Source organism: Noviherbaspirillum pedocola, from assembly GCF_016632335.1.
GTDB classification, from domain to species: Bacteria; Pseudomonadota; Gammaproteobacteria; order Burkholderiales; family Burkholderiaceae_D; genus Noviherbaspirillum_A; species Noviherbaspirillum_A pedocola.
This window is the reverse complement of the sequence record NZ_JAEPBG010000001.1, coordinates 975,590-1,002,086: the sequence shown is the minus strand read 5'-3', so window position 1 is coordinate 1,002,086 and position 26,497 is coordinate 975,590. Positions and strand designations below refer to the sequence as shown.

Below are 26,497 nucleotides of genomic sequence, written 5' to 3'. Positions count from 1 at the left end.
GCAGTCTTCATCCATCCAGACGCAAGGCCTCAGAACAATTCGTTCTTGACCTCGTCGCGCGTCTTCGGCGCTTCTCCCGCGCCAGGCGCGGCTCCCGGCACCGCGCCAGCCACGCCCAGCGACGGCACGCCGCTGCCCGGCGGATACTCGGAATAGTAGTAATCGCCGCCGGCCTGGATGATGCCGTCCGGCATGCGCGGTTCGTCCACCGGCACATCCTTCAGGGCCTTCTGCATGTAGCCGATCCAGATCGGCAGCGCCAGTCCGCCGCCGGTTTCGCGGTTGCCGAGATTGCGCGGCTGGTCAAAGCCCATCCACGCGATGCCGACCAGGTGGCGCTGGTAGCCGGCGAACCAGGCATCGAATGAATCGTTCGTGGTGCCGGTCTTGCCGCCGATGTCCGGGCGCTTCAGCGTCGCCTGCGCTTTCGCGGCGGTGCCGTACTTCGCTACGTCCTTGAGCATGCTGTCCATGATGAACGCATTGCGCGCATCGATGACGCGGCTGGCTTCATCGCCGGCCTTGTCCGGGTGCGCTTCGGACAGCACGTTGCCGGCCGAATCGGTGATCTTCGAGATCAGGTAGGGGTTGACCTTGTAGCCGCCGTTGGCGAACACGGAATAGGCGCCGGCCATCTGCAGTGGCGTCACCGAGCCCGCGCCCAGCGCCAGCGTCAGATAGGCCGGGTTCTTGTCGGCATCGAAGCCGAAACGGGTCGCGTATTCCTGGCCGTACTTCGCGCCGATGCGGTTCAGGATGCGGATCGACACCACGTTCTTCGACTTGGTGAGCGCCTTGCGCATCGACATCGGGCCTTCGTACTTGTTGTCGTAGTTCTTCGGCTCCCAGGCCTGGCCGCCGGTCTGGCCGGCGTCGAAGCTGATCGGCGAGTCATTGATGATGGTCGCCGGCGACAGGCCCTTTTCCAGCGAGGCCGAATAAATGAAGGGCTTGAACGAGGAACCGGGCTGGCGCCATGCCTGCGTCACATGGTTGAACTTGCTGCGGTTGAAGTCGAAGCCGCCGATCAGTGCGTGAATCGCGCCATCCTGCGGATCGGCGGATACGAAGGCCGCTTCCACCTCGGGCATCTGGGTGATGTTCCAGGACTTGCCATCCTGCTCGACGCGGATGATGGCGCCGCGCTTGACCTTGCGGTTCGGCGGCGCCTTGTCCGACAGCAGATTCGCCGCGAAGGCCAGGCCCGGGCCAGTGATCGTGATTTCCTCGCCGGAGGACAGCACCGCGCGCACCGCCTTCGGGCTGGCCTGCAGCACTACCGCCGCGACCAGGTCATCGCTGTCGGGATGATCGGCAAGTTCGGATTCGATCGCATCCTCGGCTTCATTCTTGTCGTCCGGGATGTCGACATAGCCTTCGGGGCCGCGATAGCCGTGGCGCTTTTCATAGTCCATCACGCCGCGGCGCAGCGCGATGTAGGCGGCATCCTGATCAGCCTTGGTGATGGTGGTGAACACGTTCAGGCCGCGGGTGTAGGTCTCTTCCTTGAACTGTTCATACACCATCTGCCGCGTCATCTCGGCGACGTATTCGGCATGGATGCCGAACTCGCTGCTGTCGGACTTGATCTTCAGCTCTTCATTCTTCGCCTGTTCGTACTGTGCGTCCGTGATGTAGCCGAGGTCGTGCATGCGCAGCAGGATGTACTGCTGGCGCGCCTTCGCGCGCTTCGGGTTGACCACCGGATTGTTCGCCGACGGCGCCTTCGGCAGGCCGGCCAGCATCGCGGCTTCGGCCACGGTAATGTCCTGCAGCTTCTTGCCGAAATACACCTGCGCCGCCGAGGCGAAACCATAGGCGCGCTGACCGAGGTAGATCTGGTTCATGTAGACCTCCAGAATCTGATCCTTGGACAGGTTCTGCTCAATCTTCCATGCCAGCAGCGCTTCATACAGCTTGCGCTTCAGCGTCTGCTCGCTGGAGAGGAAGAAATTGCGCGCGACCTGCTGCGTGATGGTGGACGCGCCCTGGCGCTGGCCGCCGGTCATGTTGTGCACGGCCGCGCGCAGGATGCCGACGTAATCGACGCCGCCATGTTCATAGAAGCGGTCGTCCTCGATAGCCAGCACCGCCCGCTTCATGACGTCCGGGATGTCCTTGAAGCGCACCACGTTGCGACGCTCCTCGCCGAACTCGCCAATCATCACGTTATCCGCAGTAAAGATGCGCAGCGGCATCTTCGGCTTGTAGTCGGTCAGCGATCCCAGGTCTGGCAGCGTGGGATAGGCAATTGCCAACATAAAGGCGAGCAGTAAAACGCCGATAACAGCAAAGCCGGCAAACAAACCAACGAGGCCCAGCAGGATGCGGGTAACGGGATTCTTGCGCGGCCGGGGCGGCTGCTCTTTTGACGGCCGGGCGCCGTCACGGGGAGGGTTAGGAGGAGTCATGCGGGGAGCGGAAGAAAAACGGAGGGGAAAGAGGATGCTCATTATAGAGCGGTTTGCTTTCAGCCGGACTTTTCGCGGTTACATCTGGCGTGCGGGCAGGTCCGCACGCACGGTCGAACTACGACAGGAACTTGGCATTTGCTGTGCGAAAGACAACCGTTCCATTAATACCCAAGCACCGCGTGGGGTTTTGGCAACGAGGTTTGATGTTACCCTGCGGAAATTACTTTACATGCCGAGAAACTCGCTGCTACGATCAGCTGGCATTTCCTAAATTCAATAAGTTCAAGAATTTAAAAGCTTTTTTGCAATTTTCCTCAAGCACACGGTTTCGACGATCGCACCGATGCTGTGTTGACCAAGAAACATTCCGCGGGAAACGCCATTCATGATGGATTTCGCCTCACTACTCAAGAAAAAGAACATGCCACTGATCGGGCTGGATATCAGTACGTCCGGCATCAAGATCGTTGAACTCGCTGAAGGTGGCAAGGATGGCTTGCGGCTCGAACGCTGCGCCAGTGAGCCCTTACCACGCGGCGCCGTCGTGGATGGCAATATCGACAACATTGAGCAGGTCGTCGATGCCGTCAAGAATGTTCTGCGCAAGAGCGGCACCCGCGCCAAGCATGTCGCACTCGGTATGCCTTCCGCGTCGGTCATCACCAAGAAAATCGTTCTTCCCGGCGATTTGTCCGAGGACGAAATGGAGCTTCAGGTAGAAAACGAAGCGAATCAGTACATTCCGTTTGCTCTGGATGAGGTCAGCCTGGATTTCGACGTCATCGGCCCGGCACAGAATTCCATGGGCGATGTAGAAGTGCTGCTGGCGGCCTCGCGCAAGGAAAAAGTCGAAGATCGCGTGGCGGTGGCCGAAGCGGCCGGCCTGAAACCGACGGTCATGGATATCGAATCCTATGCCGCGCGTGCCGTGATCGACAGGATCATGCGCCGCCTGCCGCAGAACGGCCAGGGCCGCATCGTCGCGCTGTTCCAGATCGGCTCGCACATCACCCATATCTCGGTACTGCTCGATGGCCAGCCGCTATACGAGCGCGAACAGCCTTTCGGTGGCAACCAGCTGACGCAGGAAATCGTCCGCGCCTACGGCATGACGGCGGAAGATGCCGAGCAACGCAAGCGTCATGGCGGCCTGCCGGAAGCCTATGAGCGCGAATTGCTCGAGCCGTTTCTCGAGAGCGCCGCAGTCGAGGTAAGCCGCGCGATCCAGTTTTTCTTCACTTCCACGCCGTACACCCGCATTGATCAGATCTGCCTTGCCGGCGGCTGCGCGATCATTCCCGGCCTGGTGGATATCGTCGCCAGCCGCACCAAGGTGCCGACCGCGGTCATCAGCCCATTCGATGGCATGGGACTGGGTGCGGGATTGCGCGAACAGACAATCAAGAGCGAAGCACCGGCCTATCTGGTCGCCTGCGGCCTTGCGATGCGGAGGTTCGACTGATGGTGAAGATCAATCTTCTGCCGCACCGGGAAGCGCGGCGCAAGGAGCGCAAGACGGCGTTCTTTGCCATGCTGATCCTGTCGGCCTTTGCCAGCGTGCTGCTGGTGATGCTTGGCGGTTTCATCATCTCCGCGCGCATCTCGGCGCAGAACGAGCGCAATGCCTTCATCGAGGCGGAAAACACGAAGCTGGACGTGCAAATCAAGGAAATTGCCAGCCTGAAACAGGAAATCGAAGCGCTGAAGGCGCGGCAGCAGGCGGTGGAGGATCTGCAGGGTGACCGCAATCAGCCGGTGTACCTGATGGACGAACTGGTCAAGCAAGTCCCGGAAGGCATCTATCTGAAAGGCTTCAAGCAGACCGGCCAGAAGGTGCTGCTGAACGGTTATGCACAGTCCAATGAGCGGGTCTCGGAATTACTGCGCAACCTCGGCAATGCGTCGCCATGGCTGGAGCACCCGGAGCTGCTGGAAATCAAGGCGGCTACCGTGGGGCAGGGCAAGGAAGCGCGCCGGGTATTCGAGTTCTCGATGAACGTCGGCATCCGCCGCCCGCGCGACAAGGAAACCGGTCCCGCCGCGCCGAATGCGGCCAACGCCGTCGCCGCCGCTGCAACACCTGGCAAGCCATAACGACATCGCCCCATGAAGAATCTGACATCGTTTTCCGATATTGGCGCGCAGTTTCGCAACCTGAATGGCCGGCATCCGGGCCAGTGGCCGCTGGTGCCGCGCGCGCTGTGCGGCGTCGGCGTGCTCGCCGCTGTGCTGTTCCTCGGCTGGTTCCTGTACTGGAGCGGTCAGCTCGAGGAGCTGGATGCCGGCCACCAGAAAGAACAGCAGCTGCGCGACGCTTACAAGATCAAGATCCAGCAGGCGGTCAACCTGGACGCCTTGCGCAAGCAGAAAGAACAAGTCAGCGAATACGTCTCGACCCTGGAAAAGCAGTTGCCAAGCAAGGCGGAGATGGATGCGCTGCTGTCCGACATCAACCAGGCTGGTCTGGGTCGCGGGCTGCAGTTTGAGCTGTTCAAGCCGGGCCAAGTGGTGGTGAAGGATTACTACGCTGAACTGCCGATCGATATCAAGATCACCGGCAGCTATCACGACATCGGCGCCTTCACCGGCGACATCGCCAATCTGCCGCGCATCGTCACGCTGAACAATCTCGATCTGTCGGCGACCAAGGACGGCACCATGACGCTGGAAGCCATCGCCAAGACCTTCCGTTATCTCGACAAAGAGGAAGTCGCGGCACAGCGCAAGGCAGAGGCAGCCAAGAAGGGAGCGAAGAAATGATGTCGACGCGTATGGCAGGAATGCTCGCCTGCGTCGCGCTGCCCATGTTGCTGGCGGCTTGCGGCGATGGCGGCATCACGGAAGTGAAGGGGTGGATGGATGAAACCCGCAGCCAGGTCCGGCCGGTCGTGACCAAGCTGGCCGAGCCGAAGAAATTCACGCCATTCAGCTACAACGGCAAGGGCGGGGTGGATCCGACCAGCCCAGCCAAGATCGTTGACGCCATGGCGCCGGGAGGCGGCGCCGGTCACTTCAAGCCCGATCTCGAACGCCGGCGCGAGGCGCTGGAATCCTACCCGCTCGACACGCTAAGGATGGTCGGCACCTTGCGCCGCGGCAGCGAAACCTTCGCCCTGGTGCAGGCGGACCGCTCGATTTTCCGGGCCAAGGCCGGCAACTACGTCGGCCAGAACCTCGGCCGGATCACCGCCGTCACCGAAGGCGAAGTCCAATTGAAAGAAACCGTACAGGATGCGTCCGGCGAATGGGTCGAGCGCAATGCCAAGCTGGAGCTGCAGGAGAGCAAGAAATGATGAATCTCGATTACCGTAAGCTGTGGCAGAGCTGCGCCATCGTCTGCGTCGCCGGAGCGTGGAGCATCGCCCATGCCCAGGACAACGCCATTGAGTCGATCAGCGCCAGCCAGCATGGCAGCGACGTGGTGGTGAAAGTCGCGATGCGCGATCCGGTGCAGAAGGCGCCCATCGGCTTCTCGACCACGAACCCGGCGCGCATCGCGCTCGACTTTGCCGGCACAGGCAACGACACCAAGTCGGTCAGCCACGATATCGGCATGGGCGACGTGCGCAATGTGAATGTGGTCCAGGCCGGAGACCGTTCCCGCCTGGTGTTCAATCTGAACCGTCCGATGAGGTACAACACCTCGATCGAGGGCAAGACCGTCATGGTGATCATGGAAAGCGCGGCCGGCGCCAAGTCGGCGCAAGCCGCCGGCGCGATCGTGCCAGTGTCGGCGACGGGCACCGCCGCCGCTGCCGGCTATGCGCTCGCCCAGCGCACGCCGGAGATTCGCGACATCGACTTCCGACGCGGACCGAACGGCGAAGGCCGCATCGTCATCGACCTGCCGCCCGGCCAGCCCGGCGTCGACGTGCGCCAGCAGGGACAAAAGGTATTGATCGACTTCAGCAACACCGCGCTGCCCGAGACGCTGCGCCGCCGTCTCGATGTTGGCGATTTCGGTACGCCGGTCAGCACCGTCACCACCACGCGTCAGGGCAGCAATGTGCGCATGGTGATCGATGCGAAAGGCACCTGGGAACACAGCGCCTATCAAAGCGATTCGAAACTGGTGGTCGAGGTGCGGCCGGTCAAGGAAGATCCGAACAAGCTGGCGCAGGGCAATCAGGGGTATCGCGGCGAACGTCTGTCGCTGAGCTTCCAGAACGTCGAAGTACGCGCCGTGCTGCAGGTGATCGCCGATTTCACCGGCCTGAACATCATCGCCAGCGACACCGTGACCGGCAACCTGACGCTGCGCCTGAAGGAAGTGCCCTGGGATCAGGCGCTGGACATCGTGCTGCAGGCGCGCGGACTGGACATGCGCAAGAACGGCAACGTGATCTGGATCGCGCCGAAGGATGAGCTGCTGACCAAGGAAAAGCTTGAGCTTGAGCAGCGTTCGCAGATCGCCGAACTCGAGCCGGTGCGCACCGAGAACTTCCAGCTGAATTACCAGAAGGCCGATACCTTCAAGACCATCCTCGACAACGCGGGCGGCGGCGGCAAGAGCATCCTGTCCAAGCGGGGTAGCGCCGTGATCGATCCGCGCACCAACCAGCTGTTCGTCACCGACATTCCGTCGAAGCTGGAAGAAGTGCGCAAGCTGATCCAGAAGACCGACGTCGCCAGCCGCCAGGTGATGATCGAAGCGCGCATCGTCGAAGCCACCGATAACTTCAGCAAGGATCTGGGCGCGAAACTCGCCTTCGGCCTGCAGGGCAACAATTACGCGGCCGGTGGCCAGCAGTCAGCCACGAACGTCGGCCCGACCGTGAATTCGGTGGGAGGCTACTCGGTCAATCTGCCGGCGGCGACGTCGCCGTCGGCCGGCTCGGTGGCGCTTTCACTGTTCAATTCCGCAGCGACCCGCTTCATCAACCTTGAGCTCAGCGCCCTGGAATCCGATGGGCAGGGCAAGATCCTGTCCAGCCCGCGCGTGATCACGGCAGATCAGCTCAAGGCGACGATCGAACAGGGCACTGAACTGCCGTACCAGACGGCCACGTCGAGCGGCGCTACCGCATTGGCCTTTCGCAAGGCAAATCTGAAGCTGGATGTGATTCCGCAAATCACACCGGACGGCAACGTCATCCTGGATGTCGATGTCAACAAGGACAGCGTTGGCCAGAAAACCGATTCCGGTCTGGCTATCGATACCAAGCATGTGAAGACTCAGGTGCTCATCGAGAACGGCGGCACCGTCGTCATCGGCGGCATCTACATGCAGGAAGATCGCGATACAATCAACAAGGTGCCGTTACTCGGCGACATTCCTGTAATGGGGAACCTGTTCAAGAAGACATCGCGGGTCAACAACAAAACCGAACTGCTCATCTTCCTGACGCCCAAGGTCCTCAGCGATAAATTAGCAACGAGGTAAAAGTTTGACCGAATCACACGCGGCAGTGGCGAGCGCTGCAGAGGAAACGTGGTAAGCCCGCGCGAAGGCGCGGGCAATATTTTTCTGGTGGGGCTGATGGGGTCGGGCAAGACGACCATCGGCCGCGCGCTCGCAAAACGACTCAACAAGCGCTTCATCGATTCCGACCATGAAATCGAGGCGCGCACTGGCGCGTCCATTCCGCTGATTTTCGAAATCGAAGGCGAGGCATCTTTCCGCCAGCGTGAGGCCGCGATGATCCGCGATCTGACCGGCGAACGAAACATCGTGCTCGCCACCGGCGGCGGCAGCATCCTCGACGCAAGAAGCCGCGAATATCTGAAAGCACGCGGTACCGTCGTCTACCTGCGTGCCGGCGTCAACAACATCCTGCAACGCACTGCGCATGATCGCAATCGTCCGCTGCTGCAAACTGCCGATCCGCGCTCCCGGCTGGAGCAATTGTCCACGCAGCGGGATCCGTATTACCGCGAAGTTGCCGATATCATCATTGACACCGGTCGTCCCAATATACAATCGCTGGTCCAGGCCATCGTGGCCCAACTGGAAATCCTGGAACGCACTACGTCGCAGCAGGATCCACAACGATTGCATAACCCGATGTCTTCCCATTCCCAGATTGAACTGAAAGTCGAACTCGGCGAACGCAGCTACCCGATCCTGATCGGCCCGGACCTGCTTGCCAATGATGCCCGCCTGGCTGCGAGCGTCGCCGGTGCGCATGCCGCCATTGTCACCAACACCGTCGTCGGACCGCTGTATCTCGAACGGGTTGCAGGTGCGTTGCGTGCGGCTGGCAAGAAGGTGACCGAGATCGTGTTGCCGGACGGCGAAGAAGAGAAGACCTGGGAAAACCTGAATCGCATCTATGGCGCGCTGTTGCGCGACAAGTGTGATCGCAAGACCACCATCGTCGCGCTTGGCGGCGGCGTCATCGGCGACATGGCCGGCTTTGCCGCGGCGACCTACATGCGCGGCGTGCCTTTCATCCAGGTGCCAACCACGCTGCTGTCGCAGGTCGATTCCTCGGTCGGCGGCAAGACCGGCATCAATCATCCGCTTGGCAAGAACATGATCGGCGCGTTTTACCAGCCGCAAGCGGTGTTTGCCGACACCTCGACGCTGAACACGCTGCCGGACCGTGAGCTTTCCGCGGGTCTGGCTGAAGTGATCAAGCATGGCGCGATCATCGATGCGCAGTTTTTCGACTGGATCGAAGAGAACATCACCCGCCTGATGGCGCGCGATCCTGCGGCGCTGGCGTATGCGATCCAGCGCTCCTGTGAAATCAAGGCCGACGTGGTGCGCAAGGATGAGCGTGAGGGCGGTCTACGCGCGATATTGAATTTCGGCCATACCTTCGGCCATGCGATCGAGGCCGGCATGGGATATGGCGCATGGCTGCACGGCGAGGCGGTGGGGTGCGGCATGGTGATGGCGGCCGAGTTGTCGCAGCGGCTGGGATTCATCGACGCGGCTACACGCGCACGCGTCACAGCCCTGGTGCGTGCGGCTGGCTTGCCGATCGTCGCTCCGGACCTCGGCGCCGAGCGCTGGCTGGAATTGATGCAGGTGGACAAGAAGAACGAGGGTGGGCAAATCCGCTTCATCCTGTTGAAACCATTGGGCTCGCCACTGATCACCACGGCGCCGCAGGATACGCTGCTGGCCGCGATCGGGGCTTGCGTCGAATCTTAGAAAAACTGGGAGGCGAGCAGACGATGGACTTTGAAACCCACCTCGCTTCCTATGCCGTGCGCTCCGCCGATTCGCGCGGCCGGCGTTATCCCGAAGCGCCGGCAACTTCCCGCACCGAATTCCAGCGCGACCGCGACCGCATCGTTCACAGCGGCGCCTTCCGCCGGCTGGAATACAAAACCCAGGTATTCGTGAACCACGAAGGCGACCTGTTCCGAACCCGCCTGACGCACAGCATTGAAGTCGCACAGATTGCGCGCTCGATCGCCCGCAATCTGCTGCTGAACGAAGATCTGGTCGAAGCGATTTCGCTGGCGCACGATCTTGGCCATACGCCGTTCGGGCATGCCGGTCAGGATGCGCTGGACGAATGCATGAAACCCTTTGGCGGCTTCGAGCACAATCTGCAGAGCCTGCGCGTCGTGGATTTGCTGGAAGAGCGCTATGGCGGCTTTGACGGACTGAACCTGATGTTCGAGACGCGCGAAGGCATCCTGAAGCATTGTTCTCCGGCCAATGCGCGCACGCTGGGTGATATCGGCCAGCGTTTCCTGGAAAAGAAGCAGCCAACGCTGGAAGCGCAACTGGCCAACCTGGCCGATGAAATTGCCTATAACAATCACGACGTCGATGACGGCCTGCGTTCTGGCCTGATCACCGTGGCGCAGCTTTCCGAGATGGATTTTTATGCGCGTCACCAGCGGCAAGTCGAGGAAACCTTCCCCGGCATTACCGGCCGCCGTGCGATCAATGAAACCGTGCGACGCATGATCAATACGCTGATCGTCGATTTGATTGACACATCCCGCGAACACATTCTTGCCGCTGGCGTCGTCACTATCGATGATGTACGCAACGGGCCACCGCTGATCGCCTTTTCCGACGCGATACGGCGTGAAGCACAGCAGCTCAAGGCTTTCCTGCGCAGGAACCTGTATCAGCATTACCAGGTGAATCGCATGACCAGCAAGGCGCGGCGCATCGTCGTCGACCTGTTCCAGATTTTCATGCGGGAACCGACGCTGCTACCGCCCGGCCACCAGCCAGCCGCCCGGGACGAGGACGAAGCCGTGCGCGCGCGTCGCGTCTCGGATTACATTGCCGGCATGACTGATCGCTATGCGATGCGTGAACACCGGCGGATGTTCATGATCGACGAAATCTAGCGCGTAGTAGTCGACGCCTCGCGCCGCCTGCCTTCACAGTTCACGCAAGGGGTGCATGTGCGCCGGCCAAACCGGTTCAAAGTAGGCCGTCACCATCGCTTCATCAACGTCGGCTAGCGAAGCCGGTGACCAGCGCGGCGCATTATCCTTTTCGATCACGCGTGCCCGTATGCCTTCGAGTACCTCGGTGCGCTCGAAGCAGTGCCGCACCATGTCGCGCTCCATGCGCAGGCATTCGGCCAGGCTCATGCCGGCGCCGCGCCGCAGTTGTTCCAGCGTCACGCACAGCATCAGTGGCGAACCGCGTTCCATCGCGTGCAGCGTCGCAGCGGCGAAGTCATCGCCTTCCTGTTTCAAGCCTGAGACGATGGCAGACACGGTATCGGCGGCAAACAGGCGATCGATGCGTTCACGCGCATCGGCCAAGCGGCCATGGCCGGCATCGCGGACGTGAGGCGCGGCAAATTCACGAATCATGTTGACGATATCAGCAGCGTCCCGCGCGGCATGCTGTCCAAGCATTCCCATCAATTCGGGCAATAGCGCCGCAGGCAGGAAAACATCGGCCAGGTTCGCATGCAGCGCATCGGCCGCGCTGATGGTTTCACCCGAAAGCGCCAGCCAGCGACCGAGCTGCCCTGGCATGCGCGTCAGAAAATGACTGCCGCCTACGTCCGGGAACAGGCCGATGTGCACTTCGGGCATCGCCATACGGGTGCGTTCGGTGACGATGGCAAGTCGCTGCTTGCCAGCCTGGGTGATGCCCATGCCACCGCCCATGACAATGCCATCGAGAAGGGCGATATACGGCTTTGGATAATGGTGGATCAGATGGTTCAGCGCATATTCTTCGGTGAAGAAATCTTCCAGAAGTGCGCTGCCACCAGCCGGGGCAGCGTTGCCCACCTCATGAAAGAAGCGGATATCGCCGCCAGCGCAAAAGGCGCGTTCACTGCTGCTGCGAATCAGCACGGCGAGAACCGAATCGTCGTCTCGCCAGGCGCGGAGATGGGCGCTGATGGCACGCACCATGTCCAGTGAAAGTGCATTCAGCGCACGGGAACGATCAAGAGTGAGTATGCCGATCCGATTTTGGATCTCGGCGAGCACATGTGCGGTCATGGCAGGAAATTGGTGAAAAACAAACCGCACAGTGTACCGTTGTTTGATCGCCCCATCATGGGGGCGATCGATGCGCTGGTGGACTTATTGACGGCGGCTGGCGCGGGCCTTGGAGAGAGTAACCATCCAGCGGTTCAGCACGAGCATTTGCAGGTGGCCTGGATCGTCGCCGGGACGGCAGTCGAGAATGGGATTGACGCTGTAATGCGGCTTGGTCACTTCGCGGCGGATCTGCATTTCGCGCCGGCCAAGACGCAGCATGAAGGCTGCGGGCGGTTCATCGAAAGCGAAGCGGGTAGTCATCGAGCTATTGAAATTTGCCATGGCTGCATCTCCGTGTGGACGTTCAGTGGGCGTACTTTAGCACAACTACTGTATAAAAAAACAGTTATTTTGTGCGCTCTGCGTCCAGTACGTAACAACAAGAAAGGCGCCGATCGCGCCTTTCTTGTGTTGCCGGAGTTTGACTACATTGCAGCGGCGGGATCCGGTTCCGAATCCATGCGCTTCAAGCCCGGATGCTGATAATCCTGCAGGCGGGTTTTGTACTTCAGGACCTGGCGGTCCAGCTTGTCCATCAGGTTATCGATCGCGGCATACAGGTCATGCGCAATGCTTTCCACATGCACGTCCTTGCCGCGTAGTCGAACGGTGATCTCGGCGCGTTGCCTTCTTTCCTTTTCCGGGAGCTTGTCGACGGCAAGAATGACGGCGATATCGATCACATGATCGAAATGGCGCTTCACGCGCGCCAGCTTGCTTTGCAGGTATTCACGAATGGCGGGAGTCACTTCGACATGATGTCCACTGATGGTCAGATTCATACAATGCTCCTTGTGAATTGCCGCCTGCGGTTCGGTGAGGGCCTCCGCCCGGCGGCTGAGGGGAACTGCAAAACTACAATGACTTGCGCAGATTGACTGGTGGGATTTTCAAGGCTTCGCGGTACTTCGCGACGGTGCGGCGAGCGACAACCATGCCTTGCTCCGCCAGCATCTCTGCAATGCGGCTGTCGGAAAAGGGGTTCTTCGAGTCCTCGGCTCCTATCAGTTGTTTGATCAACGCCCGGATTGCAGTGGATGATGCTTCGCCTCCCGCGTCGGTAGCGACATGGCTGCCGAAGAAGTACTTCAGTTCGAACATCCCGTGGGGCGTGAGCATGTACTTTTGCGTGGTGACACGAGAAATGGTGCTCTCGTGAAGGCCCAGTGTATCAGCAATCTCGCGCAGCACAAGCGGACGCATGGCCACTTCGCCGTGCGAAAAGAAGTTGCGCTGGCGATCGACTATCGCCTGTGCGACACGCAATATCGTGTCGAAACGCTGGCGCATGTTCTTGATCAGCCACTTCGCTTCCTGCAACTGCGAGCTCATCGATCCTTCGCCCTTGTTCTGCTTCAGGATGCTGGCGTACATCGCATTGACCCGCAGCCGCGGCATCACGTCATGATTGAGCATCACCTGCCAGCCATTCTTGCCGCGCTTGACGATCACATCCGGCACCACATAGTCCGAGGCATTGCCGGCGAAGATCGCGCCCGGATGCGGATTGGCGGCCTTGATCAACACCTGTGCTTCGCGCAGGTCTTCCTCGTCGCAATCGAGTGCCTTTTTCAGCTTGTTGAAGTCGCGCTGCGCGAACAGCGCCAGATGGTTTTCAACGATGCTCAGCGCCATGCGCCGCGTCACCATCGGCACCTTCGGCATGCGCCGGATCTGCAATGCCAGGCACTCCGATGCGCTGCGCGCGCCCACGCCGGCCGGCTCGAAGCTCTGCACCAGCTTCAGCGCCATCGACAATTCTTCCACCTCGACTTCCAGCTCTTCCGGCAGCCGCGCGTGGATTTCCTCGAGCGGTTCTTCCAGGTAGCCATTCTCATCGAGCGCATCGATCACCAATTCAACCAGCGCCCGGTCGCGGATGCTGTGTACCGTGACGCGCATCTGTTCCAGCAGGTGTTCGCGCAGGGTGGTTTCATGCGCCTCCATCTGCGGACGCGCATCATCGTCCTCGGGCGCTTTCGATGTGCGCGCGACATCGTCGAAGCTCCAGTCGGAGTCGGCGCTGCTTGCACTCTCGCCGCCTTCACCGCCATCGCCGCCATCGAAGCCGCCTTCCGCATCGGCCGGCGCCGAATCGGACGTCGGGCTTTCCGTGGCGCTCGATGCAGGGCTCGCCGAACTGACCGCGCCATCGGCCAGCAGGCGCACCGAATGATCGAGTGGATCGTCCAGGCGTTCCAGAAGCGGGTTTTCCGACAGGATCTGTTCCAGCTCCTGGTGAAGTTCCAATGTCGACAACTGCAGCAGCCGGATGGACTGTTGCAGTTGGGGCGTCAGCGCGAGGTGCTGCGAAACGCGGAGTTGCAGGGTTTGTTTCATCTGTGCTCTTGCTTACATGCGGAAATGCTCGCCGAGATAGACGCGCCTTACCGATTCGTCGGCAATGATGTCGTCCGGCGTACCGCTGGCCAGCACCATGCCCTGGTTGATGATGTAGGCACGGTCGCAAATGCCCAGGGTTTCCCTAACGTTATGATCGGTGATCAGCACACCGATATTGCGCTCCTTCAGGAAACGCACGATGCGCTGGATCTCAATCACGGCAATCGGATCGACGCCAGCGAAAGGTTCGTCCAACAGGATGAAGCGCGGATTCGTTGCCAGCGCCCGTGCAATTTCCACGCGCCGGCGCTCGCCGCCGGATAGCGACAGCGCCTGGTTGTCGCGCAGCTTCTCGATCTGCAATTCCTTCAGCAAGGCGTCGAGCCGATGATTGAGGTCAGCCTTGGGCAGCGGCTTGCCATTAATCTGCTGCAGTTCCAGCACCGCGCGGATGTTTTCCTCGACGGTCAGCTTACGAAACACCGAAGCTTCCTGTGGCAGATAGGACAGGCCCAGCATCGCGCGCCGATGTATCGGCAGACGCGAAATGTCCACGCCGTTGAGCGCGATTTCCCCCGCGTCCGATGGCACCAGGCCAACGATCATGTAGAAGGAAGTCGTCTTGCCTGCGCCGTTTGGACCGAGCAGTCCGACCACCTGGCCGCTGGCCACATCGAGTGACACATCACGCACCACCTGGCGCGCGCCATAAGTCTTCTGCAGGCCGCGAACGGTGAGGGTGCTTTCCGGCGTCGTCATTGCCTGCGCGTTCATGGCGTGCCCGTGTTGCGCGGTTGTATCGTTGCGCGGATGCGTCCGGCGCCGGGCTGGCTGGCGCCGCTTGGCGTGTTATTGACCGAGTAGTATTCCTGCCGGCTGTCGTAGGAAATGAATTGCCCCTGCACCTCGTCGGTCACCTTCTTGCCTTCCAGCAGACGCACCTTCGCGTTCACATAGAACTTCGCGACCTCGGTCTTGTTGTCGTATTCGACGCGGTCGCCGGCTTCGCCTTCCATCCAGCTGTCCGGGCCGGCATCGCGCTTTTGCCGCAGCGTGGCCCGGCCGCCGGCCGGCGCATACAGCGTCGCATACTGGTAGCCAGCCGGATCCTGGGTGACCACCAACTTTTCTCCCTTCATGATCAGGCTGCCCCGGGTCAGCACTACGTTGCCGGTGAAGGTGTTGATCTGCTTGACGTCGTCATAGGCCATTTGATTGGCCTCGATATCGATGGGCTTGGTAGCGTCCGCCCGTTCCGCATGCGCGCCGCCGCAGACCGACAGCGCCAACAGGAACATCCAGGTATGAGTGCGTTTCATCACGTTGTTATTGGCTTGCAAATATGGATGGCAGACGTCTCAGCGCGTCGCCGTCTTCGGTGGCAAAACCGCGTGTACGCGGCTGGCCAGATGCAGTTCCCCGGTGGCATTGTTGACCTTCATGCCGGTGCCATTCAGGATCGATTTGCCGATCACCATATGCACGGGACGGTCGGTCTCCATGATTTCCTCGTCGGTCAGCATCACCAGATAATCGGTGTCGAGATGGAAATAATCCGCCTTCGGCGAAGCCGGCCGGTTCAGCTGCACATTGTCATACAGGTAGACCTTGTCGCTGTTCGAATCAACGCGGGCACGATCGGCGCGCGCGCTCATCGGCGCCCGCTCCGCCGACAGGCTGTTGACCACCGGCTGATCGATCAAATGGGTATCGGTGACCGGATCGTGGACCAGGCGCTTGCCGGAAATGTTGTACTGGGCTTCGCCGTTCTCGGCCATGCGTACATAGTTGAAATTGTCGACGTAATAATCCGGCTCGGTGCGCTTGACCGCGCGCGCGGTTTCAACGCCAGCGCGACGCACAACCTCCAACAGCCACAGGCTGCCCAGCGCCATCATCGCGCCGATCAGGATCAGCGTGACCAGGCCGAAGCGACCGCGCCTGGCCGTGCTCATCGCAGGTACGGCGCCAGCGCCGCCTCGTAATTGCCCTGCGCGCGCAGGATGAAGTCGCACAGCTCGCGCGCCGCGCCGGAGCCGCCGCGCGTCTCGGTAACGTAATGCACCCGGCTGCGCACTTCCGGATGGCCGTTCGGCACGCTGGCGGCAAAACCGACGCGCGTAAGAATGGGCAGATCGATGACATCGTCGCCGATGAAGCCGCAGCGCTCAGCCGCCACGCCGCATTCGGCGAGCAGCGCATTGAAAGACTGGAGCTTGTCATGCGCGCCCTGGCGCACGTGGCTGATGCCGAGGTCGGCCGCGCGGCGCGCCACCAGCGGCGATTGCCGCGCGCTGATGATCGCCGTGGCCACGCCGGATGCCTGCAGCAGCTTGATGCCGTGGCCATCCAGCACATTGAAAGTCTTGATGACTTCGCCTTCGGCGCCGAAGTGCAGGCTGCCGTCGGTCAGCACGCCATCAACGTCAAAGATCATCAGCGCCACGCCGCGGGCGCGCGTTTCGGCATCAATGCGATCCATCGCCATCAGATCACCTTTGCCCGGGTCAGATCATGGATATGCAGCGCACCGGCCAGCCGGCCGTCGCCATCGACGACCAGCAGCTGGTTGATGCGGTGTTGCTCCATCAATTCCACCGCTTCCACCGCGAGCTGGTCGGGGCCGACAGTGCGTGGATTGGCATGCATGACCTCGGCAATCGATAGGCGGTTGAAATCCTGCGCCTTTTCGATCAGGCGGCGCAGATCGCCATCGGTAAACACGCCGACCGGCCGATCCGCATCATCGACAATGGCCGTCATCGCCATGCCCTTGCGCGTGATTTCCAGAAGCGCTGCGTTCAGCGATACCGTGCGCGCCACCTTCGGAATCGCGTCGCCGGTGCGCATCACATCGCGCACATGGGTCAGCAGACGCCGGCCGAGCGCGCCGCCCGGATGCGAGCGTGCGAAGTCCTCCTCCCGAAAGCCGCGTGCGTCGAGCAGCGCCACCGCCAGCGCATCGCCCAGCGCGAGCGTGGCCGTGGTGCTGGCCGTCGGCGCCAGGTTCAGCGGGCAGGCTTCCTTGTCCACGGCGGTGTTCAGATGCACATTTGCCAACTGAGCAAGACTGGAAGCGTCGTCGCTGGTCATCGCAATCATCTTCGCGCCCATGCGTTTGATGATCGGCACAATGGACATCAACTCCGCGGTTTCGCCGGAATTGGAGATGGCAATGAAGGCGTCGTTCTCGGTGATCATGCCGAGATCGCCATGGGCGGCTTCGGCGGGATGAACGAAAAGGGCAGGGGTGCCGGTGGAAGCCAGGGTGGCGGAGATCTTGCGCGCAATGTGACCGGATTTGCCGATGCCGGACACTACGACGCGGCCGGTACAGCCCAGCAGCAGCGCGATGGCCCTGGCGAAGCTGTCGTTGCCGGGCACGGCGATTCTTTCCATCAACGCGAGAATGGCGTCAGCTTCGATCCGCAGCGTGCTTTGCGCCATTTCGAGCGCGCGTTGGGCGCGGTCGGCGTCGAAAGCCTTCGACAATGATTTTTCGTAAGGTACACTCATGCCCGAAGTATAAACGAATTGGTTAAGCAAAAAACCTGCCAGAAATAACAAAAACCCGGTCGCTTGATCGACTCCGCATGCCAGACGTCATTGCTCTACCCGATCATGGAACACGAAGATGTTCACCGCCCTTGAACTGACCCTGGTGCTGCTCGGCTTTGCCGTTTTGGGTGTGGTGGCCTTTCGCATGCTGCATCTGCCGCCAATGCTTGGCTATCTGACGGTCGGCATCCTGATCGGGCCACATGCGCTCGGGCTGGCCGAAGAGAATGCCACCACGCACACGCTGGCGGAGTTCGGCGTGGTGTTCCTGATGTTTTCTATCGGCCTGGAATTCTCGCTGCCAAAACTGTCATCGATGCGGCGCACCGTCTTTGGCCTCGGTCTGGCGCAAGTGCTGCTGACCATCGCGGTGACGATCGCCTTCGGCTATGCCAGCGCCTGGCTTCTACCGCCACGGCTGCAGATCGACTGGCGCGCCGCGTTTGCGCTCGGCGGCGCGCTGGCCATGTCATCCACGGCCATCGTGTCCAAGATGCTCACCGAGCGGCTCGAACTCGAAACCGAGCATGGCCGCCGCATCATCGGCATCCTGCTGTTCCAGGATCTGGCGCTGGTGCCGATCCTGATCATGGTGCCCGCGCTATCCCACCCGGCGAACCTGGCCTCGACGCTGGGCTGGGCCGCGGCCAAGGCGGTTGCCGTATTGGTGCTGCTGCTGTTCGTCGGACAAAAGCCGGTGCGCAAGTGGATGCACGTGGTGGTCAAGCGGCAGTCGCAGGAGTTGTTCATGCTGAACCTGCTGCTCATCACGCTGGGCGCCGCCTGGATCACCGAGCAGGCCGGCCTGTCGCTGGCGCTTGGCGCCTTCGTCGCCGGCATGCTGATTTCCGAGACCGAGTACAAGCACCAGGTGGAAGAAGACATCAAGCCCTTCCGCGATGTGCTGCTCGGCCTGTTCTTCATCACCATCGGCATGCTGCTGAACCTGCCTTTGGTGCTGGCCAACTGGTGGCTGGTGCTGCTGCTGCTCGCGGTGCCGGTGCTGCTGAAATTCCTGCTGGTGGCCGCGCTCACCCGGCTCTTCGGCGCATCCACCGGCACCGCGCTGCGCGTCGGCCTGGCGCTGGCGCAGGCCGGCGAGTTCGGCTTCGTGCTCTTGAACCAGGCCGGCGGCCTGGACCTGGTCGACCCATTCCTGGTGCAGCTGATCCTGGCCTCGATGGTGCTGTCGATGCTGGCCGCGCCGCTGATCCTGGCCAAGTCCGACGCCATCGTGCTGCGGCTGTCGGCCAATGAATGGATGATGCAGTCGCTGACGCTGACCCAGCTCGCCGCACGCACGATGTCCACGCAAAAGCATGTGATCATCGCCGGCTTTGGCCGCAGCGGCCAGAGCCTGGCCAAGCTGCTCGAAGAGGAAAAGATTGCCTACCACGCGCTCGACCTCGACCCGGAGCGGGTGCATGAAGCGCGCGCGGCCGGCGCAGCCGTGTCCTACGGCGATGCCTCGCGCCGCGAAAGCCTGGTAGCCGCCGGCATCCACCGCGCCTCGGCGATGGTGATCACCTACGCCAATACGCCGGCGGCGCTGAAGACCCTGCATCATGCGCACGAGCTTGCGCCGCTGTTGCCCGTGATCGTGCGCAGCCATGACGACACCGACCTCGACAAGCTCAAGAGCTCGGGCGCGGCCGAAGTCGTGCCGGAAGCCATCGAAGGCAGCCTGATGCTGGCTTCGCATGCGCTCCTGATGCTCGGCGTGCCGCTGCGCCGGGTGCTGCACCGGGTGCAGACGGTGCGTGGCGAACGCTATGCCGCGCTGCGCGGCTATTTCCATGGCGCCGATGATCCGGCCCATGCCGAGCACCTGAACGTGCGGCTGCATTCGGTGGCGCTGGCCGAGGATGCGCATGCGATCGGCAAGCCCCTGGCCACGCTGTCGCTGCATGAACTCGGCGCCGAAGTGACATCGATACGCCGCAGCCGCAGCCGCATCGATGTCACGCCCGACACCGTGCTCGAAGGCGGCGACATCGTCGTGCTGCGCGGCGCGACCGAAGCCATCGCGCTGGCCGAAGAAAGGCTGCTCAAAGCATAGTTTTTCCCTTTGCCGCATACTGCCGGCGCAGTCACCGCCACGCCCCTATTTCCATGCAGACGCTCGAACGCATTCTCTCCATCATTTTTCCCGTCCTTGCCATCATCGCCATCGGCTACGGCTATGCCCGCCTGCGCGGCGACAAGGTGCGCGCCGACATGGGCGCGGTCAACCGCGTCAGCATGGATGTGCTGTGTCCGCTGATGGTGTTTTCCGCGCTGGCCGCCAAGGACTTCGACATCGTTCACAACGCCAGCCTGATCGCCGCCGGCGTGCTGATCTCGCTGGGCTCGGGTCTTCTGGCCTGGCCGCTGGCAAAGCTGCTCGGCTATGATCCGCGCAGCTTCGTGCCGCCGATGATGTACAACAATTGCGGCAACATGGGCCTGCCGCTGGCGGCGCTGGCTTTCGGCCCGGCGGGCCTGTCGGCCGCGGTGGCGCTGTTCATGGCTTCGAACCTGGTTTATTTCTCGGTGGGCATCCGCATCATCGAAAGTGGCCGGGGCGGCGAGCATGCCTCGCTGCTGAGCTTCATGAAGAGCCCGATGATGCTGTCCATGCTCATCGGCATGGCCTTCGCGATCCTGCATCTGCATGTGCCCGAGCCGCTGATGATGGGCATGAAGATGCTTGGCGAAGCCTGCATTCCGCTGATGCTGTTCTCGCTGGGCGTGCGCATGCTCGACGTGAATTTCCGCAGCTGGCATATCGGCGCCATCGGCGCTGTCGCTTGCCCGCTGACCGGCATCGCCTGCGCCGCGCTGCTGAGCCATGTGCTTCCGCTGACCGAGATGCAGCGCGGCCAGATGTACCTGTTCGCCGCGCTGCCGCCGGCGGTGTTCTGCTTCATGATCGCCGAGCGCTACCGGCAAGAGCCGGACAAGGTGGCATCCATCGTGTTGTTGGGGAACCTGGCGTCGCTGGCCTTCGTGCCGCTGGGATTGTGGCTGGGGCTGGCATGAAAGGCGTATCACACGGCCTGAGCTGACCGGCGAAGTCGACGCTGCGTACGAGCGTCCGCTGCGCCGGTCCCTTTGCTCGATCGAACGGCATCGTCCTTGCGCGGGCAAGGCGTCTGCACAGGCACGAGGTCGAAAGGCGTCGTGTTCACAGCCCCCATGCCGTGAGCATGTCGCGCGTCAATCGCGGCAACTGGCTGCGATCTTTCACGCTTGCCGCGCCCCAGGCGGCAAGCGTGCCGGACACGGCCTCGTTCAAGCCCGGTGTGTTCAGCGTGATGGCCTGCTTCAGCATTGGCAACTCGTCCAGCGCCTTTTCAGCGGGGGTCAGCGCCGATTGCATGGCGATTGCAACCAGGCACTGGGCAGCTTGCGTCGGCGGCATCCGCTTCAGCCTGTCGAGCACCGTCTGCGCCTCTTTTCCCGTCGTCAGCTTCATCAGGCAGCTCGCGCCAACAACCTGTATCGCGGATTGCCTGAGCGTCGCAGTGGGCAGCGCACCTATGCTTGCTCCGCGCTCGATCAGCGCAAGCGCGCTCTCCGCGCGTTCGAGCTCGACTGCGACTGAAAACGCATCTCCACCGAAACTGTTCTTCGCACTGATGTCCACCCTGGGATCATCCAGAAGGGCCTGGACGATGGACACATCACGCATGGTGACGGCGTATTGAAGCGGCGGGATGTTCGCCTCCGTGATTTTCAGATTCGGATCCACGGCCTTGCTGCGCAATAGCAGGCGGACCATCGAGGCAGTTCCCTTTCCAATCGCGGCCAGAAGAGCCGTCGTCTTCTCAGGGCCGCAATGCTTGTTCACGAGGACCGATTGTTCCGCCAGCAGACGCGATACCACGGCTTCATGACCGTTCATGACGGCGGCAATCAGCGGCGTGACGTCCGCCTTCCCAAGATTGGGGTCGACGCGCTTTTCCTTGTGCTGGAGCAGGCAATCGATGATTTCCGCATGGCCTTGCTCTGCGGCGAGGTAAATCAGTGTTTCTCTTGTCGCAGTGCGCAGGCTTGCATCCACGCGCGCTTCGGCAAGCAGCCTCCGAACGATTTTCAGATGACCCTTGTAGGCAGCGACATGAAGCGGCGTCTCCTGCCCACCCCTTGTTACCGGATTGTGCTGAATCCCCGGGTGCTTGAGCAGTGCCGCCACGACGGTTTCATGACCTTGCTGGCATGCCAGGTACAGCGGGGTCGCGCCAATGGACACGTTCGGCAGATTGGGATCGATGTCCCTGTGATTGAGCAATGCCTGCACGAGCGCGAGATATCCCTCATAGGCTGCCTTGGTGAGCGGCGTGTTGCCGTCGCATTTCGGTCCTCCGAGGTTGGGGTTCGTTTTCGGATGCTTCAGCAGGCGCTTGACCATCTCGCCCTGCTGGTTCTGCGTGGCCACGTAGAGCGGGGCGACCCCGCTGTGGTCGTCGTGATTCGGATCGATGCCAGGGTGACCGAGCAACGCATCGAGAATGTCGGTACGTTTCTTCAAGATGGCCGTGGTCAGTGGATGGCACTTGTCGCGGCCTGCCCCGTTCGGATCCAGTCCCGGCTGCTCCAGCAGGAGCTTCACAATGGCGAAATGCTCCTTTTCGACAGCGATGCCCAGAAGGTTGTAGTTGTTGCACTTCTCCCATGGCGCATTGATATCGCAAGTGCCTTTCTGAAGCAGCTGCTTCACCACCGTGGTATTCCCCTCGTAGACCGCATAGCCGAGGCGATCTCTGAAGTCGTCGTTGGCTTGGCTGTCCAACCGGGATTCCCGGGCCGCTTGGGCCGTGCGCACGATCCCGTGCTGCGCGGGCGGGAGCGCGCTGGCAACACGCTGGCGCGGATAACGCAGGCCATTGGTGTCCTGCGGCGTGTCAAACAGCGCGTCGATGCGATTGTGCGGAATCTGATTGCCATTCAGGTAGACCTTGCAGCCGGCGGCAAGCTGGCTCAGGCTTTCGGGAAGCTGCTCGATCGCGTTCTCTCGCACATCGAGCAGCACAAGCGAGGCGTATGGCAGCGCCTGCGGCAAGTCGAGCAGGCAATTGTCGCGCAGATGCAGCTCTTCAATGGTGTGGGGCAAGTCTTCAGGCAGGCTGTTGAGCATATTGTTATTCGCCTTGAGCTTGCGCAGGCCTGGCGGCAAGGGCGGCAATTCAACCAGTTTGAGTTCGTCCAGGTTCAACGCCTCGCCGTCGTCTCTGCAATCCATCCAGGCGAGGATGCGTGCACGTGCTTTGCTACGTTCGGCTTTTCCTTCAACCCAAGCGTCCAGCTTTTGCATATAGGCGTTGGTAGCGGCAGAGGTGCTGGGCCGACCGAAGCGGGGTGCGCTGGCCGCGCTGAAAGCGATGCTGTCCATACTGGGTCCCTTCTTCATGAGCATGGTTGAACGGGCGCGAGCGCATGCTCGCGCGAGAGGGCCGCAAAACTAATGCAAGCGGCAACCAGCCTGAAGCTTTGTTAAGGGTCGGGCCAGATGTTGGCCCAGTGCGAATTACAAGGTCGGCCGCATCTCCATGCCGCCTCCCGGTTGCGCCTCCGGCGCATCCTCGATCGCCACCGCATCCACCCGCGCCAGCGTCGGTCCGCGCCGCGCCCATGCCGCAATGGCCTGCAACGCCGCGGCATCACCCGCCACCAGTGCTTCGACCGAGCCGTCGAGCCGGTTGCGCACCCAGCCCGACAGGCCCAGCCTTTGCGCTTCGTGCAGGAACGCGGCGCGGTAGCCCACGCCCTGCACCCGTCCCGTGATTCGCAAGCGCGTGGCCATCGCCAGCCTCACTTTTTCTTCTTCAGCATTGGCGCCAGGTACTTGCCGGTGAAGCTGCGCGGGTTCTTCGCCACTTCCTCGGGCGTGCCGGTGGCGATGATCTCGCCGCCGCCGGCGCCACCCTCGGGGCCGAGGTCGACGATCCAGTCCGCAGTTTTGATCACGTCCAGGTTGTGCTCGATGATGACAACCGTGTTGCCCTGGTCGCGCAGGCGGTGGATCACCTTCAGCAGCAGGTCGATGTCATGGAAGTGCAGGCCGGTGGTGGGCTCGTCGAGGATGTAGAGCGTTCTGCCGGTATCGCGCTTGGAAAGCTCCAAAGACAATTTCACCCGCTGCGCTTCACCGCCGGACAGCGTGGTCGCGCTCTGGCCGAGCTTGATATAACCCAGGCCCACGTCGAGCAGCGTCTGCAGCTTGCGCGCAATTACCGGCACCGGCTTGAAGAACTCGTGCGCATCTTCCACCGTCATGTCCAGCACCTCGGTGATGCTCTTGCCCTTGTACTGCACTTCAAGGGTTTCGCGGTTGTAGCGCTTGCCGTGGCAGACATCGCAGGGCACGTACACGTCCGGCAGGAAGTGCATTTCGACCTTGATCACGCCATCGCCCTGGCAGGATTCGCAGCGGCCACCCTTCACATTGAACGAGAAGCGGGCGGCCGAATAGCCGCGCTCCTTTGCGGTCGGCACGGTGGCGAACATTTCGCGGATCGGCGTGAACACGCCGGTGTATGTGGCCGGATTGGAGCGCGGCGTGCGGCCGATCGGCGCCTGGTCCACCGAGATCACCTTGTCGAAATGCTCCATGCCCGACACCGATTCATGCGCCGCCGGCTCGGCTTGCGAGCCGTACAGGTGGCGCGATGCCGACAGGTACAGCGTGTCGTTGACCAGCGTCGACTTGCCCGAGCCCGACACGCCGGTCACGCAGGTCAACAGGCCCACCGGAATCTTCAGCGTCACATCCTTCAGGTTGTTGCCGGTGGCGCCGGTGATGACGAACTGCCGCTTCGGATCCGGCGCGACGCGCTTTTCAGGCACGCGGATCTGGAAGCTGCCGTTCAGGTACTGCGCCGTGAGCGACTCCTTGCTCTTCAGGATTTCCTTCAGCGTTCCGGCCGCGATCACGTCGCCGCCATGCACGCCGGCGCCCAGGCCCATGTCGACGATGTAGTCGGCGCAGCGGATCGCATCCTCGTCATGCTCGACCACCAGCACGCTGTTGCCGATGTCGCGCAGGTGCTTCAGGGTTTCGATCAGGCGGTCGTTGTCGCGCTGGTGCAGGCCGATGGACGGCTCGTCCAGCACATACATCACGCCGGTCAGGCCCGAGCCGATCTGCGAGGCCAGGCGGATGCGCTGCGCTTCGCCGCCGGACAGCGTATCGGCGCTGCGCTCGAGCGACAGGTAGTCCAGGCCGACGTTGTTCAGAAAGCTCAGCCGCGCCACGATTTCCTTGATGATGCGGTCGGCGATCTCGCGCTTGGCGCCCTTGAGCTTCAGGTTCTGGAAGAACTCCAGCGTATCGCGCAGCGGCGTCGATTCGACTTCATAGATCGCCCGTTCCTGGCTGCCGCTGCCCACCTTCACATTGCGCGCTTCCACGCGCAGCCGCGCGCCCTCGCATGCCGGGCACGCCTTGCGGTTGATGAACTTGGCCAGCTCTTCCTTCACGGCGACCGAATCGGTTTCGCGGTAGCGCCGCTGCAGGTTGTTCACCACGCCTTCGAAGGTGTGCTCGCGTACCACCGCGCGACCGCGCTCGTTGATGTAGGTGAAGGGCACGGTCTGCCGGCCCGAGCCGTGCAGCACCACATCCTGCGCCTTCTGCGGCAGGTCTTCGAAGGGCGAGTCGACATCGAACTCGTAGTGGTTCGCCAGGCTTTGCAGCATCTGGAAATAGAACTGGTTGCGCCGGTCCCAGCCCTTCACCGCGCCCGAGGCCAGCGACAGATTCGGAAAGGCGACGATGCGCTTCGGATCGAAGAACTCGATATGGCCGAGGCCATCGCATTCCGGGCACGCGCCCATGGGATTGTTGAAGGAGAACAGCCGCGGCTCGAGCTCCTGCAGCGAATACCCGCAGATGGCACAGGCGAACTTGTTGGAGTACACCTGCTCGGCATTGGTATCCATGTTCATCGCGATCGCGCGGCCGTCGGCGATGCGCAGCGCGGTCTCGAAGCTTTCGGCCAGGCGCTGCTTGATGTCGGCCTTGACCTTCACGCGGTCGATGACGACATCGATCGAGTGCTTCTCGGTCTTCTTCAGCTTGGGCAGATCATCCACGTCATACACGCGCGCGTCATTGGTGCCGCTCTGTATGCGAAAGCGCACGAAGCCCTGGGCCTGCATGTGCTCGAACAGGTCGGCATGCTCGCCCTTGCGGTTGGCCACCACGGGAGCGAGGATCATCAGCTTGGTGTCTTCGGGCATGGCCAGCACCGCGTCCACCATCTGCGACACCGATTGCGCCGCCAGCGGGTTCTCCGGATGGTTCGGGCAGTAGGGCGTGCCGACGCGCGCGTACAGGAGGCGCAGGTAATCGTGGATCTCGGTGACGGTGCCGACGGTGGAGCGCGGATTGTGCGACGTGGCTTTCTGCTCGATCGAAATCGCCGGCGACAGGCCCTCGATCAGGTCGACGTCCGGCTTTTCCATCAGTTGCAGAAACTGGCGCGCATAGGCCGACAGCGATTCGACATAGCGGCGCTGGCCTTCGGCGTACAGGGTGTCGAAGGCCAGCGAGGATTTGCCGGAACCGGACAGGCCGGTGATGACGATGAGCTTGTTGCGCGGCAGGTCGAGGTTGATGTTCTTGAGGTTGTGCGTGCGAGCGCCTCGGATGCGAATCTCTTCCATGAATTCCTTCAGCATTAAAATCCCGGCAACGTTTTCGATCTTGACGGGCAGCCGGGTTCAGGCGGGTCAACCTGCTACTATAGCGGCTTTTGAAAAGCGCC

22 protein-coding genes are annotated in these 26,497 nt (G+C 61.8%); 9 read left to right on the top strand and 13 right to left on the bottom strand.

Annotated elements, in window-relative coordinates:
* Positions 1–29: 29 nt before the first annotated feature.
* Positions 30–2,411: a penicillin-binding protein 1A gene (locus JJB74_RS04470; RefSeq protein WP_200590576.1), complete on the bottom strand. Its 2,382-nt coding sequence runs from the start codon at positions 2,409–2,411 to the stop codon at positions 30–32.
* Between the two features lie 388 nt (positions 2,412–2,799).
* Here JJB74_RS04470 and JJB74_RS04465 point away from each other — a divergent pair, with 388 nt between their 5' ends.
* From JJB74_RS04465 to JJB74_RS04435, 7 genes are all read left to right on the top strand, one after another.
* On the top strand, positions 2,800–3,876 hold the full coding sequence (locus tag JJB74_RS04465; protein WP_200590575.1) for a pilus assembly protein PilM: 1,077 nt from the start codon (positions 2,800–2,802) through the stop codon (positions 3,874–3,876).
* Positions 3,876–4,508: a PilN domain-containing protein gene (locus tag JJB74_RS04460; protein WP_200590574.1), complete on the top strand. Its 633-nt coding sequence runs from the start codon at positions 3,876–3,878 to the stop codon at positions 4,506–4,508. The genes JJB74_RS04465 and JJB74_RS04460 overlap by 1 nt, the downstream gene beginning before the upstream one ends.
* A gap of 12 nt (positions 4,509–4,520) precedes the next feature.
* Positions 4,521–5,174: a type IV pilus inner membrane component PilO gene (locus JJB74_RS04455; protein ID WP_200590573.1), complete on the top strand. Its 654-nt coding sequence runs from the start codon at positions 4,521–4,523 to the stop codon at positions 5,172–5,174.
* Complete coding sequence (locus tag JJB74_RS04450; protein ID WP_200590572.1) at positions 5,171–5,707, top strand: pilus assembly protein PilP; 537 nt, start codon at positions 5,171–5,173, stop codon at positions 5,705–5,707. The genes JJB74_RS04455 and JJB74_RS04450 overlap by 4 nt, the downstream gene beginning before the upstream one ends.
* A complete protein-coding gene (gene pilQ / locus JJB74_RS04445; protein WP_234483725.1) occupies positions 5,704–7,797 on the top strand; it encodes a type IV pilus secretin PilQ in 2,094 nt (697 codons plus the stop codon). The genes JJB74_RS04450 and pilQ overlap by 4 nt, the downstream gene beginning before the upstream one ends.
* 96 nt (positions 7,798–7,893) lie before the next feature.
* Positions 7,894–9,516, top strand: a complete 1,623-nt coding sequence (gene aroKB, locus JJB74_RS04440) for a bifunctional shikimate kinase/3-dehydroquinate synthase AroKB (protein ID WP_200590774.1) — start codon at positions 7,894–7,896, stop codon at positions 9,514–9,516.
* 23 nt (positions 9,517–9,539) lie between these two features.
* On the top strand, positions 9,540–10,682 hold the full coding sequence (locus JJB74_RS04435; protein WP_200590570.1) for a deoxyguanosinetriphosphate triphosphohydrolase: 1,143 nt from the start codon (positions 9,540–9,542) through the stop codon (positions 10,680–10,682).
* 33 nt (positions 10,683–10,715) lie between these two features.
* Here JJB74_RS04435 and JJB74_RS04430 read toward each other — a convergent pair whose 3' ends face one another.
* The 9 genes from JJB74_RS04430 to JJB74_RS04390 form a co-directional block, all read right to left on the bottom strand.
* Positions 10,716–11,804 carry an enoyl-CoA hydratase/isomerase family protein gene (locus tag JJB74_RS04430; RefSeq protein WP_200590569.1) on the bottom strand — a complete coding sequence of 363 codons (1,089 nt, stop codon included), beginning with the start codon at positions 11,802–11,804 and terminating at the stop codon, positions 10,716–10,718.
* Between the two features lie 84 nt (positions 11,805–11,888).
* The gene (locus JJB74_RS04425; RefSeq protein WP_200590568.1) at positions 11,889–12,128 is read right to left on the bottom strand and encodes a hypothetical protein; all 240 of its coding nucleotides are present in this window, start codon (positions 12,126–12,128) and stop codon (positions 11,889–11,891) included.
* Positions 12,129–12,271: 143 nt separating this feature from the next.
* A complete protein-coding gene (gene hpf / locus JJB74_RS04420; protein ID WP_200590567.1) occupies positions 12,272–12,628 on the bottom strand; it encodes a ribosome hibernation-promoting factor, HPF/YfiA family in 357 nt (118 codons plus the stop codon).
* A gap of 73 nt (positions 12,629–12,701) precedes the next feature.
* Positions 12,702–14,186 carry an RNA polymerase factor sigma-54 gene (locus JJB74_RS04415; RefSeq protein ID WP_200590566.1) on the bottom strand — a complete coding sequence of 495 codons (1,485 nt, stop codon included), beginning with the start codon at positions 14,184–14,186 and terminating at the stop codon, positions 12,702–12,704.
* A 12-nt stretch (positions 14,187–14,198) separates the two neighbouring features.
* Positions 14,199–14,963 (bottom strand): LPS export ABC transporter ATP-binding protein, encoded by a 765-nt coding sequence (gene lptB / locus JJB74_RS04410; protein WP_234483708.1) that lies wholly within the window; start codon positions 14,961–14,963, stop codon positions 14,199–14,201.
* Positions 14,960–15,508, bottom strand: a complete 549-nt coding sequence (lptA, locus tag JJB74_RS04405; protein WP_200590565.1) for a lipopolysaccharide transport periplasmic protein LptA — start codon at positions 15,506–15,508, stop codon at positions 14,960–14,962. The genes lptB and lptA overlap by 4 nt, the downstream gene beginning before the upstream one ends.
* 39 nt (positions 15,509–15,547) lie before the next feature.
* Positions 15,548–16,144: an LPS export ABC transporter periplasmic protein LptC gene (lptC, locus tag JJB74_RS04400; RefSeq protein WP_200590564.1), complete on the bottom strand. Its 597-nt coding sequence runs from the start codon at positions 16,142–16,144 to the stop codon at positions 15,548–15,550.
* Entirely contained in the window at positions 16,141–16,671 is a 531-nt protein-coding gene (locus JJB74_RS04395) for a KdsC family phosphatase (protein WP_200590772.1), read from the bottom strand. The genes lptC and JJB74_RS04395 overlap by 4 nt, the downstream gene beginning before the upstream one ends.
* Before the next feature lie 5 nt (positions 16,672–16,676).
* Positions 16,677–17,705, bottom strand: a complete 1,029-nt coding sequence (locus JJB74_RS04390) for a KpsF/GutQ family sugar-phosphate isomerase (RefSeq protein ID WP_200590563.1) — start codon at positions 17,703–17,705, stop codon at positions 16,677–16,679.
* Between the two features lie 118 nt (positions 17,706–17,823).
* Here JJB74_RS04390 and JJB74_RS04385 point away from each other — a divergent pair, with 118 nt between their 5' ends.
* Positions 17,824–19,806 carry a monovalent cation:proton antiporter family protein gene (locus JJB74_RS04385; RefSeq protein WP_200590562.1) on the top strand — a complete coding sequence of 661 codons (1,983 nt, stop codon included), beginning with the start codon at positions 17,824–17,826 and terminating at the stop codon, positions 19,804–19,806.
* A 53-nt stretch (positions 19,807–19,859) separates the two neighbouring features.
* Positions 19,860–20,768 carry an AEC family transporter gene (locus JJB74_RS04380; RefSeq protein WP_200590561.1) on the top strand — a complete coding sequence of 303 codons (909 nt, stop codon included), beginning with the start codon at positions 19,860–19,862 and terminating at the stop codon, positions 20,766–20,768.
* A gap of 145 nt (positions 20,769–20,913) precedes the next feature.
* On the opposite strand, the gene JJB74_RS04375 is transcribed toward JJB74_RS04380, so the two are convergent.
* The 3 genes from JJB74_RS04375 to uvrA all read right to left on the bottom strand — a co-directional run bounded on the left by JJB74_RS04375 (position 20,914) and on the right by uvrA (position 26,396).
* On the bottom strand, positions 20,914–23,121 hold the full coding sequence (locus JJB74_RS04375) for an ankyrin repeat domain-containing protein (RefSeq protein ID WP_200590560.1): 2,208 nt from the start codon (positions 23,119–23,121) through the stop codon (positions 20,914–20,916).
* 135 nt (positions 23,122–23,256) lie between these two features.
* Complete coding sequence (locus JJB74_RS04370; protein WP_407672265.1) at positions 23,257–23,544, bottom strand: acylphosphatase; 288 nt, start codon at positions 23,542–23,544, stop codon at positions 23,257–23,259.
* Positions 23,541–26,396: an excinuclease ABC subunit UvrA gene (uvrA, locus tag JJB74_RS04365; RefSeq protein WP_200590559.1), complete on the bottom strand. Its 2,856-nt coding sequence runs from the start codon at positions 26,394–26,396 to the stop codon at positions 23,541–23,543. Before uvrA ends, JJB74_RS04370 begins: the two co-directional genes overlap by 4 nt.
* Positions 26,397–26,497 lie beyond the last annotated feature (101 nt).